The sequence below is a fragment of the Corallococcus carmarthensis genome (assembly GCF_003611695.1).
Lineage (GTDB): Bacteria > Myxococcota > Myxococcia > Myxococcales > Myxococcaceae > Corallococcus > Corallococcus carmarthensis.
In genome coordinates this window covers 51548-69355 of sequence record NZ_RAWE01000026.1, presented here as the reverse complement: position 1 = coordinate 69355, position 17808 = coordinate 51548, and the positions used below count along the sequence as shown (strand labels likewise).

Below are 17808 nucleotides of genomic sequence, written 5' to 3'. Positions count from 1 at the left end.
GTCCCCACCCGTGGCGCACTCGCGCTGCTGGTGCTGGGCCTCCTCACCAGTGCGCTCGCCGTCTACCAATGGATGGAGCTGCTCACGCTGCGCGCCGGTGGCGCCACCAGCTGCGGCATCAACGAGCACGTCAACTGCGAGACCGTCTGGAACTCGGACTTCGCCAGCGCCGTGCATGACTCGCTGGGCATCCCCATCGCGGGCCTGGGGCTCGTGTGGGGCCTCACCGCCGTGGGCCTCGCCGCGCTGTACCTGGCGTGGGCGAAGGCGGGGCGCTCCGTGCGTCCGGCCGCCAGCGGCCTGCGGCTTCTGGCGCTCGCGGGCGTCGTGTCCGTCGTCGTCTTCGCTTCCGTCAGCGCCCGCGTGGGCGTGGTGTGCCCCACGTGTCTGGGCACCTACGTGCTGGTGCTCGCGTTCGCGGGCGTGGCGTGGCGCGGCCTGCCCGGGCCCTTCCTGCCCCAGGCGGGCGAGTGGGGCGACACGCTCAAGTGGACGGTGGGCCTCTCCGCCGTCGCCTTCGTGGCCATGCTGATGCCCGGCCGGGCCACGCCGCACGCGCCCAAGTCAGGCGCCTTCCTGCCGCCGGTGGCCTCCGCCCAGACGCAGGACACCTCCAGCCCCAACGTGCCGCCTCCGCCCCCGCCGCCGGCCACGCTGGACGCGTTCCTCGCCAGCCTGCCGCCGGATCAGCTCCAGTTCGTGTCGGATGCGCTCGCCATGTACCGGGCGGCGCAGCCGAAGATCGCGGCCTACCCGCCGCGCACCCTCTTCGGCCCGGCGGACGCGCCGGTGAAGGTGCTGGAGTGGACCGACAGCAAGTGCCCCCACTGCAAGGCCCTGGTGGAGGAGCTGGCCCTGATCAAACAGCACGCGCCCAAGGGCATGCTGTCCGTGGAGGCGCGGCAGTTCCCGCTGGATGGCCAGTGCAACCCGGCCATCCCCAACCGCGGGCCGGACGCGCTCAGCGTGCGCTGCGCCGCGGCCCGGGCCACGGTGTGCCTGGAGGGCGCGAAGGACTTCTGGACGCTGCGCGAGAAGCTCTTCGCCGCGCAGGCCTTCCTGGACACCGACAAGGTGATGGAGATCGCCACCTCCGGCTCCGTGTCGCGCCCGCAGCTGGAGGCGTGCATGACGGCGCCGGAGACCATCGGGAAGCTGCGCCAGGACGTCGAGTACGCCATGCGCTACAACATCCAGGGCACGCCGCTGGTGCTGGTGAACGGCCGTGAAGTGCCTCCGTCCGCGGCGCTCATCTACGCGCTGGTGCTGGCGAGCGGCAACCCCGACGCGCCCGCCTTCAGCACCCTGCCGCCCGCGCGCGCGCGCGGCGCCGCCGGCGGCCACGAGGGCCACGCCCACCCGTAAGGGGCACCGGAGCGAAGAGACGCCATGGGCAAGCGCGACAAGAAGGAAGAGGCCCCGCCGCCGGGGCCCTTCAACAACCCCTTCGCCGCCCTGTCCGCGCAGCGGGAAGCGCTGCCCGTGGGGCCGCCCCCGCCCGCGCCCCGGCAGAAGCCGGAGCCCAAGGGCCCCGCGCGCGCCGTGGTGCGCATGGAGCGCAAGGGCCGGGGTGGCAAGGAGGTGACGGTGGTGGAGCAGCTGGGGCTGCCCGCGGCCCAGCTCGACACCTGGCTCAAGGCGCTCAAGGGCGGCCTGGGCTGCGGCGGCGTGGTGGAGGAGGACGCGCTGGTGTTGCAGGGTGACCAGCGCGAACGGCTTCCCGCGCTCCTGGAAGCGCGGGGCGTCCGCAAGGTCGTCGTCGGCTGAAGCACCGCCGGGGGGAGGCCTCCTCCCCCCGTGAAGCCCACGACTACAGCGCGGCGATGATGGCGTCGGTGAACTCGCGCGTGGTGGCGCTGCCGCCCAGGTCGCCGGTGCGCACCTTCGCCTCGCCGCCGTAGACCTTCTGGATGGCGTTGGCCATGCGCTGGGACGCTTCCCGCATGTCCAGCCACTCCAGCATCATCACCGCGGACATCATCAGCGCGGTGGGGTTCGCGATGCCCTTGCCCGCGATGTCCGGGGCGGTGCCGTGCACGGCCTCGAAGACGGCGGTGCGCTCGCCGATGTTGGCGCCCGGCACCATGCCCAGGCCGCCCACCAGGCCCGCGCACAGGTCGCTGACGATGTCGCCGTACAGGTTCTCCAGCACCATCACGTCGAAGCGGGTCGGGTCCTTCACCAGCTGCATGCAGAGGTTGTCGACGATGACCTCGTCGTAGGCGATCTCCGGGAACTCGCGGCTCACCTTGCGGCAGCAGTCCAGGAAGAGGCCGTCCGACAGCTTCATGATGTTCGCCTTGTGGATGGCGGACACCTTCTTGCGGCTGTTCTTCTTCGCGTACTCGAAGGCGAAGCGCGCGATGCGCGTGGAGGCCTTCTCCGTGATGACCTTGATGGCCTCCACGACGCCCGGCACCACGATGTGCTCCAGGCCCGCGTAGAGGTCCTCGGTGTTCTCACGCACCACCACGAGGTCCACGTTCTCGTAGCGCGTCTTGACGTTGGGGACGCTCTTCACCGGGCGCAGGGACGAGTACAGGTCCAGCCGCTTGCGCAGGCCCACGTTCGCGGAGGGCAGGCCGCCGCCCACGACGGTGCCGGTGGGGCCCTTGAGCGCCACGCCGCTGCGGAGCACCGCCTCCACCGTCTCGTGGGGCAGGTTGGTGCCGAACTTGGCCACCACTTCCGTGCCCGCGTCCTTGAACTCGAACTCCAGGGGGACCTTGAGGGCTTCCAGGACGCGGATGGTGGCCGCGGAGACCTCCGGACCGATGCCGTCGCCGTTGATGACCGTCACAGTGCGCGTGTTCGCCATGGGGGTGGTTCACACCACAAATCCGGGGGGCCCGGAAGGACGAAAGCGGCCGGACTTCACCCCGGGACATGGCCCCCATCAGCGCGCGTGGCCCGTCCGGACGCCCGGCGGGGAACCGGGGGGCCTGGTCCCTCCCATCCCAGACATCCATCGCGCGGGGCGCGGAGTGTCTGTCGTTGCCTCCCGGGCAACGGCGGTTCTTGCCGTTTGTGGTCTGCGCGTCCTCACCCGCGTGGGCGCTCCCTCTGGCGCGTGGGGCGCAAGGGCCCGGCACGCATCGTGCTCAAGGCGGCGGCGTCCGGGCCCTGCTGGCCCGTGCGCACCCCGATGAGGCTTTTCATGAGCTTGCGCAGAACCCCCTTCCGGCTGCCGCGCCCCGTGCGCTGGGCCATGCTGTCCACCCTGTCGCTGGCGGCGCCCCAGGCGCTGGCGGCCCCCTGCACCCAACCCACGCTGACCGAGTGCTCCAACGTGGACTACCGCGCGTCCGCGTGCGGCCAGGAGAACGACTCGTATTGCCAGGGCCTGATGGAGTCCGAGTGGAAGGCCCGCTACACGACCGCGCCCAAGCGCACCGCGCTGCTGCCCGACACCATGGGCGGCGGCGTGGAGTCCGTGGCCGTGCAGCCCAACGCCGTCCTCGACACGCTCTTCTCCGGTTCGGATGAGTCCATCGTGGGCCAGGTGCAGCGCGGCCAGGTGCTGGCGCGCAAGGACTACAAGAACCTCACCAAGGTGGAGGCGGCGTACAACAAGCAGCGCGGTGAGTGGGACGCCAACGGCGTGCTGGAGCGTTCGTGCCAGGAGTACGTGCACGAGAAGCACTACGACTACAGCCGCTTCGAGCAGGACGTGGGCCGGTTCGGCGACGACTTCCGCGCGCTGTTCACCGCGGCCTACGGCTCCAGGGGCATCGCGGAGCGCACGCTGTACAGCAAGGACGGGGAGAAGCTGGCCCCCCTCTGGGACGGCAAGACGCGCGTGGAGAAGAACGCGTACTTCCGCTTCGTGCCGGGGCCGTACCCCAAGGGCGCCAAGGCCTACGAGTTCACCTCCGAGGCGGCGCTGAAGGCGAACAACGCCGAGGCCCGTCAGGCGGTGCTGCCCTCGGACGCGTGGCACCAGGCCATGAGCAAGTCGCTGAGCAAGGTCGCCGACGACGTGCTCAACGATTCGCAGCAGCGCCAGGAGGACTTCTCCGCCCTGCTGGAGCGGCGCAACGCCGCCTATGCCAGCTGGCAGCGCGAGTCGGAGATGCTGCGCAGCCGCGACTTCAGCACGGTGGAACTGGACGAGAAGACCGCCGAGCAGCTGTACGGCCTGGACAAGGCGCTGGAGGCGTCGCTGGAGAAGGCGGACGCCGAGGGCTGCCTCGTCACGGACAAGGCCACGGCGTGTGACTGGAGCCCCCGCCGCTACAAGGCGATGGTGGACGCGGTCATGGTGCCCCGCCGCGAGGCGGACCTGCGCCAGTGCCTCACCGTCACCGGCAATGACTTCGGCGCGGAGAGCTTCATCCGCAACGCGGACCGGCTGAAGATCAAGGAGCTGACCCAGAAGGACTACACGCTCAATCCGACGCTGGTGAGCGCGTACACCCGGATTCTGGCGGAGTACCTGGCGCAGCAGGCGGCGAATCAGCAGCCGCCCGTGAACCCGGTCACCATGACCAAGCGCCGGGGGCAGGACTTCTCCGCGGGAGGCTACGCGGGCGACAACAACTTCGGCGGTGGCTATTCGCTGCGCGCCGGCTGGGAGATCAGCACGCCGGGCTCCGCGTTCAACGGCAACTGGTGCGACACCAACGCCAGCATCTTCAGCGAACTGGGGCTCTACGCGAACGTGTTCAGCCCGACGCGCAAGGAGGTCGCCTACCTGACGGGCCGCGCGTCCACGCAGCCCTCCGCCATCCGGGCGGAGCTGAGCGCGCGCGTGCTGGGCAACCCCGTCTTCACGTTCGACCAGTCCTACCCGGCGCGCTTCACCTTCGTGGAGCGCAAGCCCTTCGTGGACAAGGACGCGGCCAAGGGGAGCGCCACCTTCATGGTGTGGTTCATCCCCGTGACGGTGAGCGGCGGCCTGTCCGTGGAGGTGGGGATTGTCGCCTCGCTGGGCGGCGCCATGGGCCGTGACTGCACGCGCAACCTCATCACGCTGGACCTGCTGGGCAACATCGGGCCCTACGCGTCCGCCAACGGCTTCGTGTCGCTGGCCATCGGCATCCCGGGCCTCCAGATTGGTGTCCGCGGCACGCTGACCATCGTGCGCTTCGAGCTGCCGCTCCAGGGCCGCATCGGCGTGGCGCTGAGCTCGCCGACGCATCCGACCAACCCCAACACGCTGTTCCTGGGGCTGGGCACCAGCCTGAACTTCACGCTGCGCTCGCTGGACGGCCGGCTCTCCCTGTTCGCGGAGCTGGGCTTCCTGAAGGTGGAGTTCCCCATCGTGTCGTGGCCGGGCATCGGCACCAGCGCGCAGCTCTTCAACGACCAGCATTACCTGCCGCTCGCGCAGCTCTACTAGCCGCGCTCGCATGACCCCGGGGCCGCCTTCAACGGCCCCGGGGAGTGGTTCCCTACCTTCTTCGACTTTTCCTTGCGGGAGTGTTTCATGCGTCGCTCGACCCTCGTTCGTGGCGTGGCCGGCCTGGGTGCCCTGGTGTGCCTGGGAGCGTTGCCCTTCTGGCTGTCCGAGTCGTCTCCGTCCGCCGCGACGGTGGAGGCCTCCGCGTCCGTCCACCGGCTGCCGCTGTTCCGCTGGCGCGTGGGCGAGGCGCACACCTTCCACCTCGTCTGGGATGACCTGACGCGCGTGGCGCTGCCCATGCCGGCGCAGGACGCGAAGGCCCAGGAGCTGGAGGGCGTGCTGCACCTGGATGGCGAGCTGATGCTCCAGGCGCTGGAGACGCGCGCGACGGGCACCCGGCTGCGCCTGACGCTGCGCCGGCTGGCGCGGCACGAAGCCACCCTCTCCGGACAGGCGCTGCTGCCCGACGCGGCGGCGCTTCAGGCCCACCTGCCGGACACCGCCAGCGCGTGGCTGGAGTTGGATGCGCGCGGCGCGCTCCAGGCGGTGCGCTTCTCCGAGGCGGAGCCCCCGCTGTTCCGCCAGTTCGCGCAGACGCTGGCGGCGGAGTTGTTCCCCTCCGAGCTGCGCGACGCGGCATCCTGGACCACCACGGAGTCCACGCAGACGGGCGACGCGGAGTCGGCGTTCGCCTTCGAGCCCGGGGACACCTCGCGGCTGACGCGCCGCAGGACGCGCTACCAGAGCCTGCGCGCGGCGGGAGCGGCGACGGTGGCGAAGCAGGAGCTGGGCTCGCTCACGACCTTCGACCGCGACGCGGAAGGACGCCTCGTCGCCATCACCCAGGACGAGGTGCTGGACGCGCTAGGCACGGACGGGCGCGTGCTCCTGTCCAAGCGGCTACGCCTGCGGTTGACCTACCAGTCGCGGGAGATGCAGCCCCTGCCGGCGTCGGGCGAGCAGAAGCTGGTGATTCGCACGCCGTCGCAGATTGCCTTCGAGATGGATCCGGAGATGGCGGCGCTGCGCGGCCAGGCGGACGGGATGACGGTGGACGAGCTGCTGGAGACGCTGGAGGACGCCAGCAGCCCGGACGCCATCGCGGGGCTGGACGTGTTCGCGCGGCGGGCCATCGCGGCGCTGACGCTGGAGCCGAAGCGCTGCCAGGAGCTGGCGCGCCTGTTCCTGAAGCCCGGCACGAAGCCCGGCATGCGCGAGCTGATGCTGGACCTGCTGGTGGGCGCGGGGCACGCGCAGGCGCAGGCCACGCTGCGCACGCTCCTCCAGTCGCCAGAGGCCCGGGAGCACGCGGGCGCGTACGTGATGATGGTGCAGCGCGCGGGGTTCCTGACGAAGCCGGAGCCGGAGACGGGCGTGATGATCAACGGCCTGCTGGAGCGCGCCCGCACGGAGCACGACGTCCCGGTGGAGCGGGCCACGTCGTACGCGCTGGGGGTCTGGTCGTCGCACCTGAACCCAGACTCCGTGGAGGCGCGCGCCGCGGTGCGGACGCTGGAGAACGCCGTGGCCCAGGCCCCTGGGGACGAGGCGCGGGCGCACGCGCTGCGCGCGATGGGCGGCACGCGGGCGGAGCGGCTGATGGACGTGGCGTCGCCGCACCTGCGCGCGGAGTCCCCGGACGTGCGGGCCGCGGCGGCGGATGCGCTGCGCGCCGCCCCGCAGGAGCTTGCCACGCGGCTCTTGCTGGACGCGCTGGAGACGGAGAAGGACCGGGGCGTGCAGCGGGCGCTGCTGGAGGCGCTGAACACGCGCACCCTGGACGCTGGCGCCCTGGAGCACCTGCGGGCCTGGGTGGTGTCCGGGGGGCTGGCGTCAGGCGAGGAGCCCGCGCTGCTGGCGGTCGCGGCCCAGCACCTGGAAGGGGGCACGCCCGTGTTCCAGATGCTCCAGGCGCTCGCGGTGCGGCCGGACCTCCAGGCCCCCACGCGCGCCCGGGTGATGGCGCTGATGGCGCAGGTGGGCGCGCAGCTCGGCGGGTGATCAGTGGTCGAACGGGGCCGGCGGGCGCGGCGGGCCAGGCCGGGCGCTCGGGGTGCGCGGGCGCTTGCGGCGCTGGATGGCGTAGGGCCGGTAGAACGCCTCCCACAGCGCTGCCCGGCGCCCGCGCGGACGGGTGCGCAGCTCACCCAGCGGCGCCCGGATGAAGAAGGACGCGGTGAAGAGGTACGCCGCCGCCACGGTGAGGAACAGGAGCCCTGCCATCACCACCGGCCCGGGGAGCCAGGCCACGTGCGCCCGCTGCACGAAGTCCGCGAAGTCTCGAGGCGGACGCGGGTGGCTGTAGACCTTGAAGAACCAGGTCACCAACAGGACGATGAGGATGGGGCCGTACGCCCGGTTGAGCCGCGTCGCGATGGCGGACAACAGCGACAGCTGGATCTGCGGCCGGGACATCTCCACCGCCAGCTCGCGCAGCGCGTCCGGATCCACCGGCTCGCGCCGCAGCATGGGCGCCCACCAGCCGTCCTCCAGCAAGCGCACCCGGCGGTTCCACAAATCGTAATAGCGGTAGCGCCGCGCCTCGATGAGCAGGAAGGACACCACCATCCAGATGCCCACCAGGAACGTGACGTGCGAGCTCGCCGGTGTCGCGAAGCCGAAGGAGATGACCGCCGCCGTCGTGGTGAGCGCCCAGTTCGTCGTCGTGTCCAGGCGCGTGCGCCACGTGTCCGAACGGCTGAGCTCGCCACGGAAGAGCTGCGCCATCGCCTGCTGCGAGAGCACCGGCTGTTCCAGATCGTTCTGTCTGCGCTCCTTGACGCTCATCCGTGCCGGAGAAGTTGGGGACGGCCGCGCGCCGGGGCCAGGGCGGCCGGGCAGGCGGGCGCTCGTGGCCCCTGACGGAGGGCGCCCTGTGGACAGCCAGACACTGCCGCGCCGCGCGGGCAGGGGGGGCGGGTGGCTGGACGCCTGGGGCGTGCGCATCGTGCGCCCTTGAGCGTGCCTTCTTCCGATTCCGCCATCTCCGCGTTGTCAGGCCTGCTCTCCGACGAGGGCGAGCGCATCACGCGCCTGTGGTCCAAGCGCCTGCGCGCGGAGACGTACGAAGTGGAGGTCCCCGGCCGGGACCTGCGCGCGCCGCTGCGTCACCTGCTGGATGAGCTTGCCCGGCTGCTCGAGGACCGGGGCGAGGACGCGGTGCGGCTGTGGCCGGAGGTGGTGCGCTCGCACGGAGCCTTCCGGTACGACCAGAACTTCGAACCCGAAGACCTGACGCGCGAGTTCAAGTCGCTCCAGGAGGTGCTGCTCTACGTCTACGCGCGCCGCAACAAGGGCGTCATCGACGCGAACGTGGCGGAGCTGGTGTCGGAGCTGGTGTGGGAGGCGGACGCGTCCGCCCAGGCTTCGTATGCGCGCGTGCTCAAGACGGAGGAGGTCCGCTTCCGCGAGGCGGCGGTGATGGAGTCGGTGCTCAACCACGTGGAGGTGGGCATCCTCCTGGCGGAGACGGACGGCATGGTGTCCTTCGCGTCGCCGCCGGTGAGCCGCCTGATGGGCGTGCCCATGCGCGCGGTGGTGGGCGCGCGCGCCGCGGGCTCCCTGGGCCCGGTGCTCACGCAGGTCAACGCCCGGCATCCCACGGGCGAGCCCTTCAAGGTGCAGGACATGCCCTTCCTGCGCGCGCTGCGCGAGAAGGCGCCGGTGCGCGGCGTGATGATGCAGGTGGAGCGCCCCGGCGGTGGGGACGCCACGCTGGAGATGAGCGCCACGCCGGTGTGGGAGGAGGACCACGTCCTGGCGGGCGTCATCCAGACCTTCAGCGACCGCACCGAGGCGGCCGTGAAGACCAAGGCGCTGGAGAACGCGCACGGCGAGGTGCGCCGGCTCCAGGGACAGCTCTTGCGGCGCACCCGGCAGCAGGCGCTGGGGCAGCTGGCGAGCGGCGCCGCGCACGCGCTCAACAACTTCCTCAACGTGCTGCGGCTGCGCATCACGCTCTTGCAACGCGAATACAAGCCGGAGCACGTGGAGGCGCTGGACAAGACGGTGCGCCAGATTGGCGAGCTGGTCGCGCGGCTGCAGGAGTTCAACGTGCAGCGCACCGAGGAGCACCTGGGCAACGTGCCGGTGGACCAGACCGTGCGCGAGGCGCTGGAGCTGGCCCGGGGCGAGCTGGAGCAGCGCGAGCACCCCGTGCACACGGAGCTGGACCTGGGCTTCCCGTGGGGCGTGAAGGCGGACGCGGGCTTCTTCCGCGAGCTCATCGTCAACCTGCTCCTGTCCGCGCGCGACCGCATGGAGGGGGGCGGCACGCTGACGGTCCGCTCCCGCCCGGCGGGGGAGGACTGGCTGGACCTGCGCATCGAGGACGGCGGGCGGCCCTACGCGCAGGATGAACTGGCGGGCCTGTTCGACCCGCTGCGCCGCGACCCCGGTGCGCCGCAGTTCTCGCTGTTCCTGGCGGTGGCGCGCACGCAGGTGCAGCGCTGGGGCGGAGAGCTGACGGTGGAGAACCGGCGCGACGGTTCAGGCGCGAGCTTCCTCGTGAGGCTGCCGCGCTTCCGCGACGCTTCGGCCGGCGAGGCTCCGCCCCCGCCGCCGCGGATGGCTCCGGGAGGCATTCCGCGACTGCCGGGCCGCGCGCGCCGCGTGCTGGTGGTGGACGACGACCTGGACAACGCGCGGATGATGGCCGAGGTGCTGGGCGAGGAAGGCTATGACGTGCAGGTGGCGCACAGCCCGGATGTGGCCCTGCACATGTGGGAGAAGAATCCCTACGACGCCGCGCTGCTGGACGCGGTGATGCCGGAGATGACGGGCTGGGAGCTGGCGCGCGAAGTGCGGCAGCGCTCGCCCCAGGCGCTGCTGGCCATCGTCACCGGCATGGACGTGCGCGGACAGAACCGCGCGAGCCTCGCGCAGGTGGATGCCGTGTTCCGCAAGCCCATCGACGTGGGCGCCCTGGACGACTTCCTCTCCCAGAGCCGGGCCGAAGAGGAACCCACCGGGCAGGTGGATCCGCACGACGCAACGCATTGAGGGGCGGGCGCCAACTCAGTCGTCAGGAAAGTCATCCCCGAAAGCGGACGTGAGGGATGTCACAGAGCCCGTCCTATTCGCGTGCTCCAGCCAGGCATCCAGCTTCACGATGCGCTGGTGGAATTCCTCCATCTGCTGATGGGTCATTCGCTTCAGCACGTCATCGAAGGGCGCATTCGGAAACTGTAGCGAGAGGCGGGGAATGCTCCTATTGGTATCCGAGTCCCAGACCTGGCTGAAGTTACGTCGGATGTCTTTGACCAGGTTGAGCGTCGCCGCGAGGTCGCTTTCCTCCGTTCCCATCCAGGTGGAGCCCTGGCTGGGCCGAAACCACTTGTAGGCAGCGACTGTCAGGCTGAGGCCCGTGGGCGCTGCCCGGCCTTCCAAGGAGAAGTGATGATCCTTCCACCTTTTCAGGTAGCGGATGACCCGGCGGAACTGGGCTGCCTCCTCGCCAGAGAAACGGTTTTCCACTGCTTCGATGAAGCCCTGCCGATCGTCAGGTTGCCACTTGCGTTGGCTGTCGGCGGAGTGCTCCTTGCCAATCGCGAGATGGAAGCCCCGCGAATTGGGAGTGCGAGCCATGACCGCCAAGTCGACGTGATACACCGCCTCGCCTGCTTGTTGATAATAGACGGTGATGCAGGACCTCCGCCACTCTACCCGGCTGGTGTGTGACGCGACCGCGCTGTAGACCCAGCGCTTGACCTCGACGGGGTCAAAAGCGTGAGGGTTGAGCTCGAAGACAATGGCGACGTCGATATCGTAGTCGCCATCCAGGGGCTTGATGCCGGTGCCCATGGCATAGCTGCCTTGGTTGAAGAATTCGAAGGACCGTGGCGCGTTTTCACGCAGCCGCCTCAGCACGCGGTCCCGCTTCTCGACGAGCCCTGCGTTCTCGTTGTAGCGCTTCAGTTGGATGGCTTCGTGGAAACGCCGGAATCGTGACTGCATCGTCATGGTGACTCCTGGGGGATGAGGTCCTTCAGCGGACCGTCTGTTCAAAGGCCGAGCGGAGGACCGACAGGATCCCCTCGCCATCGCGCGCGCGGACGCGGGCCATCAGTTCCGTGAGCGAGAAGTCCGCGCGAGCGCCGTGTCTGAAGAGGCGGCCCTGGTGGTAGATGGCCAGTTCAGGAATGTTCAGATGCGCATGGTCGAGCGCGAAATAGACGCGCTCATCGTGGGTGTGGACGTTGGGGCCGGCCAGTTCGATGACGGGACGGTGGGTCAACAGTCCGAGCACGAAGTCGAGCGGAGTCTCACGTCCTGCTCCGGCGCCTCGCTCTAGCAGAAGGTACTGCCAGTACCAGATGAGATAGCGATTGAGACGGCGGACCTGGAACTCCACAGGAGGAGGGCCGGAGTCATCGAATGCCCACATTGTGTTCGTGGCGATGAGAACCATGTTCATGAAGAAGGCCCTGACGTCTGCCGCTTCACGAGGATGGTGCAGAGAAGTCAGCGCGTACTCGTGAAGCATGGCCCACACATCGGCTTGGTAGTCGACCTCCTCCAGAACCTTGGGGAAGCGGCCGATTTCACGGCTCGACGAGCGGGTCAGTGCTTGTGGCCCCCGATGCGCGAACTCGTGCAGGACCAGCAAGCGCAAGGCTTGCTGCCGTGACGGTGCGTCTGCCAACCGGCGTGCGAGTTGATCCAGCCATACATCGTCCAGTTGCCAGGCCCCACGCTGAGAGAATGTGAAGCTGTCGGGGACCGTCCGGCTGTCAAGGTCGACGGACGCGTTGTGCAGCGGCGTCTCTCCGAGCGTGGGAAGATGCGTCCAGTGGGGCGCAACGCCTGCCGTTCCTTCTTTCGGACCGAGCACCTGGGCAAGCCATGAGGAGGAGATCCTGGATGCAGTGGTCGCGAACCCCTTCATTCGCTCCAGGTCCGCCGCGAGCTGTTCACGGTCCACCTGGGCTCGGCGGATGGCTTCGTCGGTGAGGGGAATCCGTTCTGGCGGTGGCGGCTGATTGAGAAGGATGGCAGGCGCGTGAAACGTTCCCTGCTCCTGGCTCCGGGTGTACTGGTAGGTCTGAATGGCCGGATGCATCGTCGGACTGATCTGCGCTCCCAGCAGGAACGCCATGCCGGGCTGGACGGATGCGAACAGGTGCACTCGCTGGACTCCCGTGAATTGGTCCCCCAGCACATCCAGGGCCTGCCGGAAGGCACTGGCCACCGCCTGCATCTCATCCGGCGTGGAGAAGGCGTCCTCGGAGGGCTGCTCCAGCGCGATGTCGATCTCCACCATGGGTGTCGGTACGACTCTGCGAGTCATTTGGGGGTCGACGACATGGGATGTCGAAACCCGGATGACAGCCTCTCCAGGAGTCCTGTCCCGCTCGGTGGGAAGCCGCATGGGCGCCAGTCGCGCCGCAGGACTTCCAGGCTCAGAGTGCCATCCCCAAGTCCGATGCACGTGGTGGTGGGGAATGACCTCGATCTGCCTCCATGTATGGACGCGTGCGCCGAGATAGAGCGTCAGCGGAATGGAGGAAGAGCCCAGATAGACCACCCGGTAGCCGGGGTATTGCTTCAGTTGGGGTTCCAGTTGGTCCTTGAACAGCTGTTCCAGGGTTCGGTGGGCTGCGCTCCAGTCCCGAGAGCGGATGGCCTGCTGTGCGGCATCCGCCATGTCGATTTCCACCGTGACGCGCGGAAGGCTCATTGCGCTGGGGGGCAGTGCCTGGACCGCCTCTAGTGGCGTGATGGGGCGTTGCTCCGGATGGGACAGCAGGATGAGTCCAGCGGGGGGAGCGGTATGTGGTTCACTCATGAAATGGTTCCCTCATTCCCAAAGATGCGAGGCGCAGGAAAAGCCATCGCGGCACCGTCGATTTTCTTCATCCGCCCGAGGGGGCTGGTGTCGGGCCAGGAGTACGACAGCGTTCCGGGCTGGGCGCTGCTGGCGTGGACCACTATTGTCCGCGCGTGATTTCCCCGGCGGAACTGGAGCGCCTGCGCCGCAAGGTGGAGGCGGGTGAAGTGCTCAGCGGCGCGGAGCTGGAGTCGCTGCGTGCCGAGGCCGCGCGAGCTCCCGGCCCCACGCTGCGCCTCACCGTGGCGCATGCGCTGGTCAACGCGGACGCGGAGCGGGAGGCCCTACCGTTGATGCAGGCCCTGCGGCGTGACTTCCCCAAGGACCTCCAGGTGCGCCTGGGCCTCGCGCGAGCGCTGCTGGGCCTGGAGCGGCACCGCGAAGCGGAGGCCGAGCTGCGGGAGGCACTGGCACTGAGCCCGGGTGACCCGGAGGCGCTCAAGGTGCTGGCCGTGCTCGCGCTGCGGCAGGGAGAGGGCGAGCGCGCCCGCGCCTACGTGGCCGAGGCGGTGGAGCGCGACCCCTTCGACGCGGAGGCGAAGCTGCTGCGCGCGGAGCTGGAGGCCGTGGACCTGCCTCCGCCTCCCATGCCAGAGGAGCAGGTGTTGCGCCCGGAGTTCACCGCCGCGCTCACCGCCGCGCTGGGCCGGGCGGGAGTGGCCTTCCGGCGCCAGGGCCGCGACCTGCTGGTGAAGCTGGCCTCGGGCGGTGTGGGCCGCGTGGACGTGGGCTCGCTGTATGCCGCGTATCGCGAGGCACCGGGAGCGCAGGGGCTCACCGCGCACGTGGACGCCTTGGCGTCGAGGTTGGGCGGCCTGTCCTCGGGCGTGGGGCCCACGGGTGTGTCATTGGACACGCTGCGCCCGGTGTTGCGGCCCTCCGGCTTCGTGGCGGGGACGCAGGGCGCGCTGTTCCGTCCCGGGCCTGCGGGGCTGGAGGTCTTCTACGTGCTGGAGGACGCGGAGTTCGTGCGCTACCTGCCCGTCTCCGCGCTGAAGGAAGCGGGGCTCACGCTGGAAGCGGTGGACGCGGCGGCGTGGCACAACCTGGAGCTGCGTCCCGCCGACGTGCGGCCCGTCGTCATCGACCAGGGCGAGGTGCGGCTGGCGGAGGCGTTCTCCGGCATCTGGGCGGTGGCGGGCGGCGACGGGCACGACGGCGCACGGCTGCTCACGAAGTCGCAGCGTCGCAGGCTGGAGGCCGCCACGGGCGGAGGCCCGCTGCGCGTGAGCCTGGGCCGGCGCGAGGTGGCGCTCCTGTGCCGCGACCTGGACGGTGAATCGGTGCGGAGGCTTGCTGAACTGGGACATGCGCCGGACGGAGTGCCTGGGGTGTTCCTGTTGGAGGGATCATATTTGTTTTTGGCGTGAACGAACGCTTTGATTTTGAGAATAGTCTCTGCTCGATCGGCCGCCGCCAAATGGCCTGTCGACATGGACGCTTCTATGCGGCTTTGGAGTATGCGATTGCTCTGTCCACTAGCTCGTGTTCGCCTCTGACTCGGCCATAAAAGGCGTTCCGCATATCGATGATGGCGTTCCGATAGGCACAGATTACAGTTGCTCGATCTAGCCAGTCGGAAGAGTCTCTATAGAGTCCTTCCAGGCGCTCGAAGTCTCTGAGTGACGCAAAGAGACCAATGTATGCAATTGCATATGGGCGAACAATAAAACGTTCTGGCGACCAAGTGGAGAGCGAGCGACAGTGCTCTACTACTGATTCGATTCTAAGCTTGTTGTCGAATAGCCATCTCAGGCAGGTGTAGACTTGGTGGATGAAGAGGGTGTCGCGGCTCTGGATTATTTCAGCTACCGCTTTGGCGATCTCGGCTTCCCGCCCATTTGTCTGCTGAAGATAGTGGAGGCATGTGGATGTTTCTTCTGGGCGCTCAGTCAGCAGTCGCAGGCTATAATCAACTGCATCAGGAACCTTGGCCTTGCCTAGACGGTTCAAAAGATAGTGAAAAAGGGTCTTGTCAAATCCGCCTAGACTTCCCTGTTCGAACTGTCTCCAGGTTCGCTGGAGTACTTCGAGAGGTGGAGATGAAAGATTTTCTAGTGCTCGTCTGGACTCTTCCATTCCGACGTAGCCAATCTCTTCCAGTAGATCGAGCTCTTTAGCGATTTCTTCGCTCACGTTCTTTATTATTGGAGCGACGCCATCAAAAAGGGCGGTTGCTTCATCTCCCGACAATATCTTGCTTTTTGATGTCTGGAGGTTGAGTCCGCGTTCACGAAGGAGCACGGTCACTCTATGAAGTGCTCGCCGCGCTTCTTGTTCTGTTCTGGCGAAAACTCGGATGTCGTCGAGATAGCGGAGATGCGTAAAGCCTTCGTCTTGTAGGTTGTGATCGAATGAGTCTAGGTAGAGTTCTCCAAGTAGATGGCTCGGATTGTAGCCTTGAGGAATGCCTCGCCGCCTCGGCCCAGCCCACTTGTTTAGGCAACTTGAGATCTGATCAGCTGTCTTTGTGGGAATGCTTAGGTTTTTGAGGTCCGAAGAAAGTTTTGATAGGTCTATGTTTTCGTAGTAGCCAGAAATGTCGGTGATGAAGACGAATTTCGCGCCATTAAGGATGGTTTGAATGGACTTCTCGCGGAAGTGTTTCCATCCGCTGTATGCGTCCTTAAACCAACTGCCTCCTTCTGAGATCCAATGAGACTGGCGAATTGTTCCTTCCGACCAGGAGATGGCCTTGCTTATTGTTTGCTTGCACTTAATTAGGAGGTAGCTTATCGCGACTTGGTCCTCTAGTGAGAGGTGTGCCGCCGGGCGAATGTGGTATCCGGGCTTTGGGACATCTACAGGTCGGGCCTGCGCTGCAGTGTACTTGTTTTCGGCGAGTTGTGTGGAGATGCGCTCAAGCCACGATAGGTCTCTCTTGAGAATGTCGATCTCAAAAGGGTGCTTGTAAAACAGATCTCCGCGCTGGTCTTCTGTTACGAGTTCTAGAGCGCGAATGATGTCTGTGTCTGAGGGGCTTGGGCTGGTGCTCATATGTTAATCGTCAAGTTTGCTGGGTGAACTGTTCTGCGGACACTGAGGAGATGGGAGGGGCGCTTGGTGTAATTGATGGGGGCAAGTGTCCTAGCGGCGGACCTGTCTGATTGGATGATAGTATTGCAGGGCCTTGGTCGTTTTCACCAATTGGGTCTTGGGCCACCCAGCCTCCCTATATGTCCTGGGGTTTGCTTGCCTGTGCGGGTGTTCAGGTGGAGGGGAGTGATCGCCGCAGGAGAAATTATTCTCGCGGGCAAGATATACGTGAGGTGCACTTGCGGATGCCCAGCGCTAGTATCAAGCATCGCAGAGTGCCCTGTTGATAGGATAGGCGCACTGCTGCTTAGGCTTGGGGCCCCTGCGGCGGCGAATCAGTTCTCCTCTAGAGAACATGTCGTCTGTGCGCTGACGAAAATGATTGGGTGAATTCCAATGGTCGCAGCGTCGAAGGCTGGAGGCAGCCAAGGGCGGAGGCCCGCTGCGCGTGAGCCTGGGCCGGCGCGAGGTGGCGCTCCTGTACCGCGACTCGGACGGTGAATCGGTGAGGAGGCTCGCAGCGCTGGGGCACGCACCGAACGGAGTGTTCGCGCTGGACGGCGATGTGTTGCGGCCGGGATGAAGCACCCGGCCGTGGAAGGGACGAAGGGCCAGATGGCGGGACGCTTCATCGTGGGGCCGGACGACAGGGAGTGGCGGGCGTCCTCGGGCCCGGGGCTGGGCATGGTCGTGCCGCATGAAGGAATCTGGCGGCAGCGGCCTTCCCTGCACTTCGAGGCCTCCTCGGAGGAGGGGATCCGGCTGATGAGCCAGGGGCAGCCGCTTTTCTGGATGCGCATCCACTTCCGCTGGTCCTGCTGTGGCGTCCTGAGAGGGCCCGCCCGTCCGCCCTTTCCCTGGGCCCTTGCGCCCATCCAGGCCACGCAGGCGCGGGGCGTGCCCCATGAATCGGGTTCCCGGAGCTGGTGGGAGTCCTGGACGTGGCACTTCGCGCGCGAGTTGGAGGCCGCGACCGCCACCGTGCTCCATTCCGGTCGCTGGTCCCTGCATCCGCTGCGGGTGGTTCCCGAAGAGCGTGCCCAACTCAACTCCCCGCCGGGCAATGGTCCTGGCTATCCACCGGCGTCGCCCTACGCCTTGGAGACCGCGCTGCGCTTCGACCCTTTCTGGGTCGAGCGATGGTCGTGGAGCAGCTCGGACGCCCAGCTCTGGCCAGAAGCGAAGATGGGGGCGGTGCTGGCCCTGCGGGAGCCTTCACGTCCTGACGCCAGCCGCGTGAAGGCCTGGCGAAAGCACGTCCGGGACGGAACGCTCCCTCCAGCGTTGCTGCTCTACATGGAACTGCCAGAAAAGTGGTTGGTGGTGGATGGGCATGACCGGATCCACGCCGCCCTGCTTGAAGGCGCCATGCCTCCTCTGCTGGGGCTCTGGCCTGTCATCACCCATCCGACCCGGTTCGAGCACGACAACCCGAGGAGTGGTGGGACGTCGCCTGGCGCCATCACACGGGCCTGGCCCATCCAGAAATCCGATTGGCAGGCCAGTGTGTTGCGGTCCCATCCTCGGCGGCCTGACGGTGTGACCGCCGAGGACTGGGAAGGGTTTGTGGGAGACTGGGCCTGGGCGCGCGGGAATTGAT

At 67.7% G+C, this 17808-nt stretch carries 13 protein-coding genes; 8 read left to right on the top strand and 5 right to left on the bottom strand.

Going from position 1 to position 17808, the window contains the following annotated elements; translation table 11 throughout:
* On the top strand, positions 1–1365 hold a 1365-nt coding region (locus D7X32_RS10375), incomplete at its 5' end, for a vitamin K epoxide reductase family protein (protein WP_244238943.1).
* 24 nt (positions 1366–1389) lie between these two features.
* A complete protein-coding gene (locus D7X32_RS10370) occupies positions 1390–1767 on the top strand; it encodes a translation initiation factor (RefSeq protein WP_120602358.1) in 378 nt (125 codons plus the stop codon).
* A 43-nt stretch (positions 1768–1810) separates the two neighbouring features.
* Here the strand turns inward: D7X32_RS10370 and D7X32_RS10365 are convergent, their stop codons facing one another.
* On the bottom strand, positions 1811–2818 hold the full coding sequence (locus D7X32_RS10365) for an isocitrate/isopropylmalate dehydrogenase family protein (RefSeq protein WP_120602357.1): 1008 nt from the start codon (positions 2816–2818) through the stop codon (positions 1811–1813).
* 339 nt (positions 2819–3157) lie between these two features.
* On the opposite strand from D7X32_RS10365, the gene D7X32_RS10360 reads away from it, so the two are divergent.
* Together D7X32_RS10360 and D7X32_RS10355 are read left to right on the top strand one after the other, a co-directional pair.
* Positions 3158–5341 carry a hypothetical protein gene (locus D7X32_RS10360; RefSeq protein ID WP_244238942.1) on the top strand — a complete coding sequence of 728 codons (2184 nt, stop codon included), beginning with the start codon at positions 3158–3160 and terminating at the stop codon, positions 5339–5341.
* An 87-nt stretch (positions 5342–5428) separates the two neighbouring features.
* Complete coding sequence (locus tag D7X32_RS10355) at positions 5429–7345, top strand: HEAT repeat domain-containing protein (protein ID WP_120602356.1); 1917 nt, start codon at positions 5429–5431, stop codon at positions 7343–7345.
* On the opposite strand, the gene D7X32_RS10350 is transcribed toward D7X32_RS10355, so the two are convergent.
* Positions 7346–8131: a DUF2270 domain-containing protein gene (locus D7X32_RS10350; protein WP_120602355.1), complete on the bottom strand. Its 786-nt coding sequence runs from the start codon at positions 8129–8131 to the stop codon at positions 7346–7348.
* A 174-nt stretch (positions 8132–8305) separates the two neighbouring features.
* Between D7X32_RS10350 and D7X32_RS10345 the strand changes: the two genes are divergently transcribed.
* On the top strand, positions 8306–10345 hold the full coding sequence (locus D7X32_RS10345; protein ID WP_120602354.1) for a hybrid sensor histidine kinase/response regulator: 2040 nt from the start codon (positions 8306–8308) through the stop codon (positions 10343–10345).
* 15 nt (positions 10346–10360) lie between these two features.
* On the opposite strand, the gene D7X32_RS10340 is transcribed toward D7X32_RS10345, so the two are convergent.
* The gene (locus D7X32_RS10340) at positions 10361–11305 is read right to left on the bottom strand and encodes a nucleotidyltransferase domain-containing protein (protein ID WP_120602353.1); all 945 of its coding nucleotides are present in this window, start codon (positions 11303–11305) and stop codon (positions 10361–10363) included.
* A gap of 25 nt (positions 11306–11330) precedes the next feature.
* Positions 11331–13130 (bottom strand): SAVED domain-containing protein, encoded by a 1800-nt coding sequence (locus D7X32_RS10335; RefSeq protein WP_120602352.1) that lies wholly within the window; start codon positions 13128–13130, stop codon positions 11331–11333.
* Positions 13131–13285: 155 nt separating this feature from the next.
* Here D7X32_RS10335 and D7X32_RS10330 point away from each other — a divergent pair, with 155 nt between their 5' ends.
* A complete protein-coding gene (locus D7X32_RS10330; protein WP_208752386.1) occupies positions 13286–14542 on the top strand; it encodes a tetratricopeptide repeat protein in 1257 nt (418 codons plus the stop codon).
* 73 nt (positions 14543–14615) lie between these two features.
* On the opposite strand, the gene D7X32_RS10325 is transcribed toward D7X32_RS10330, so the two are convergent.
* Positions 14616–16169, bottom strand: coding sequence for an RNA-directed DNA polymerase (locus D7X32_RS10325; RefSeq protein ID WP_120602350.1), 1554 nt, complete (start codon positions 16167–16169; stop codon positions 14616–14618).
* 421 nt (positions 16170–16590) lie between these two features.
* On the opposite strand from D7X32_RS10325, the gene D7X32_RS10320 reads away from it, so the two are divergent.
* Both D7X32_RS10320 and D7X32_RS10315 read left to right on the top strand, forming a co-directional pair.
* The gene (locus D7X32_RS10320; protein ID WP_208752385.1) at positions 16591–16791 is read left to right on the top strand and encodes a hypothetical protein; all 201 of its coding nucleotides are present in this window, start codon (positions 16591–16593) and stop codon (positions 16789–16791) included.
* Positions 16792–17105: 314 nt separating this feature from the next.
* On the top strand, positions 17106–17807 hold the full coding sequence (locus D7X32_RS10315; protein ID WP_147450098.1) for a hypothetical protein: 702 nt from the start codon (positions 17106–17108) through the stop codon (positions 17805–17807).
* Position 17808 lies beyond the last annotated feature (1 nt).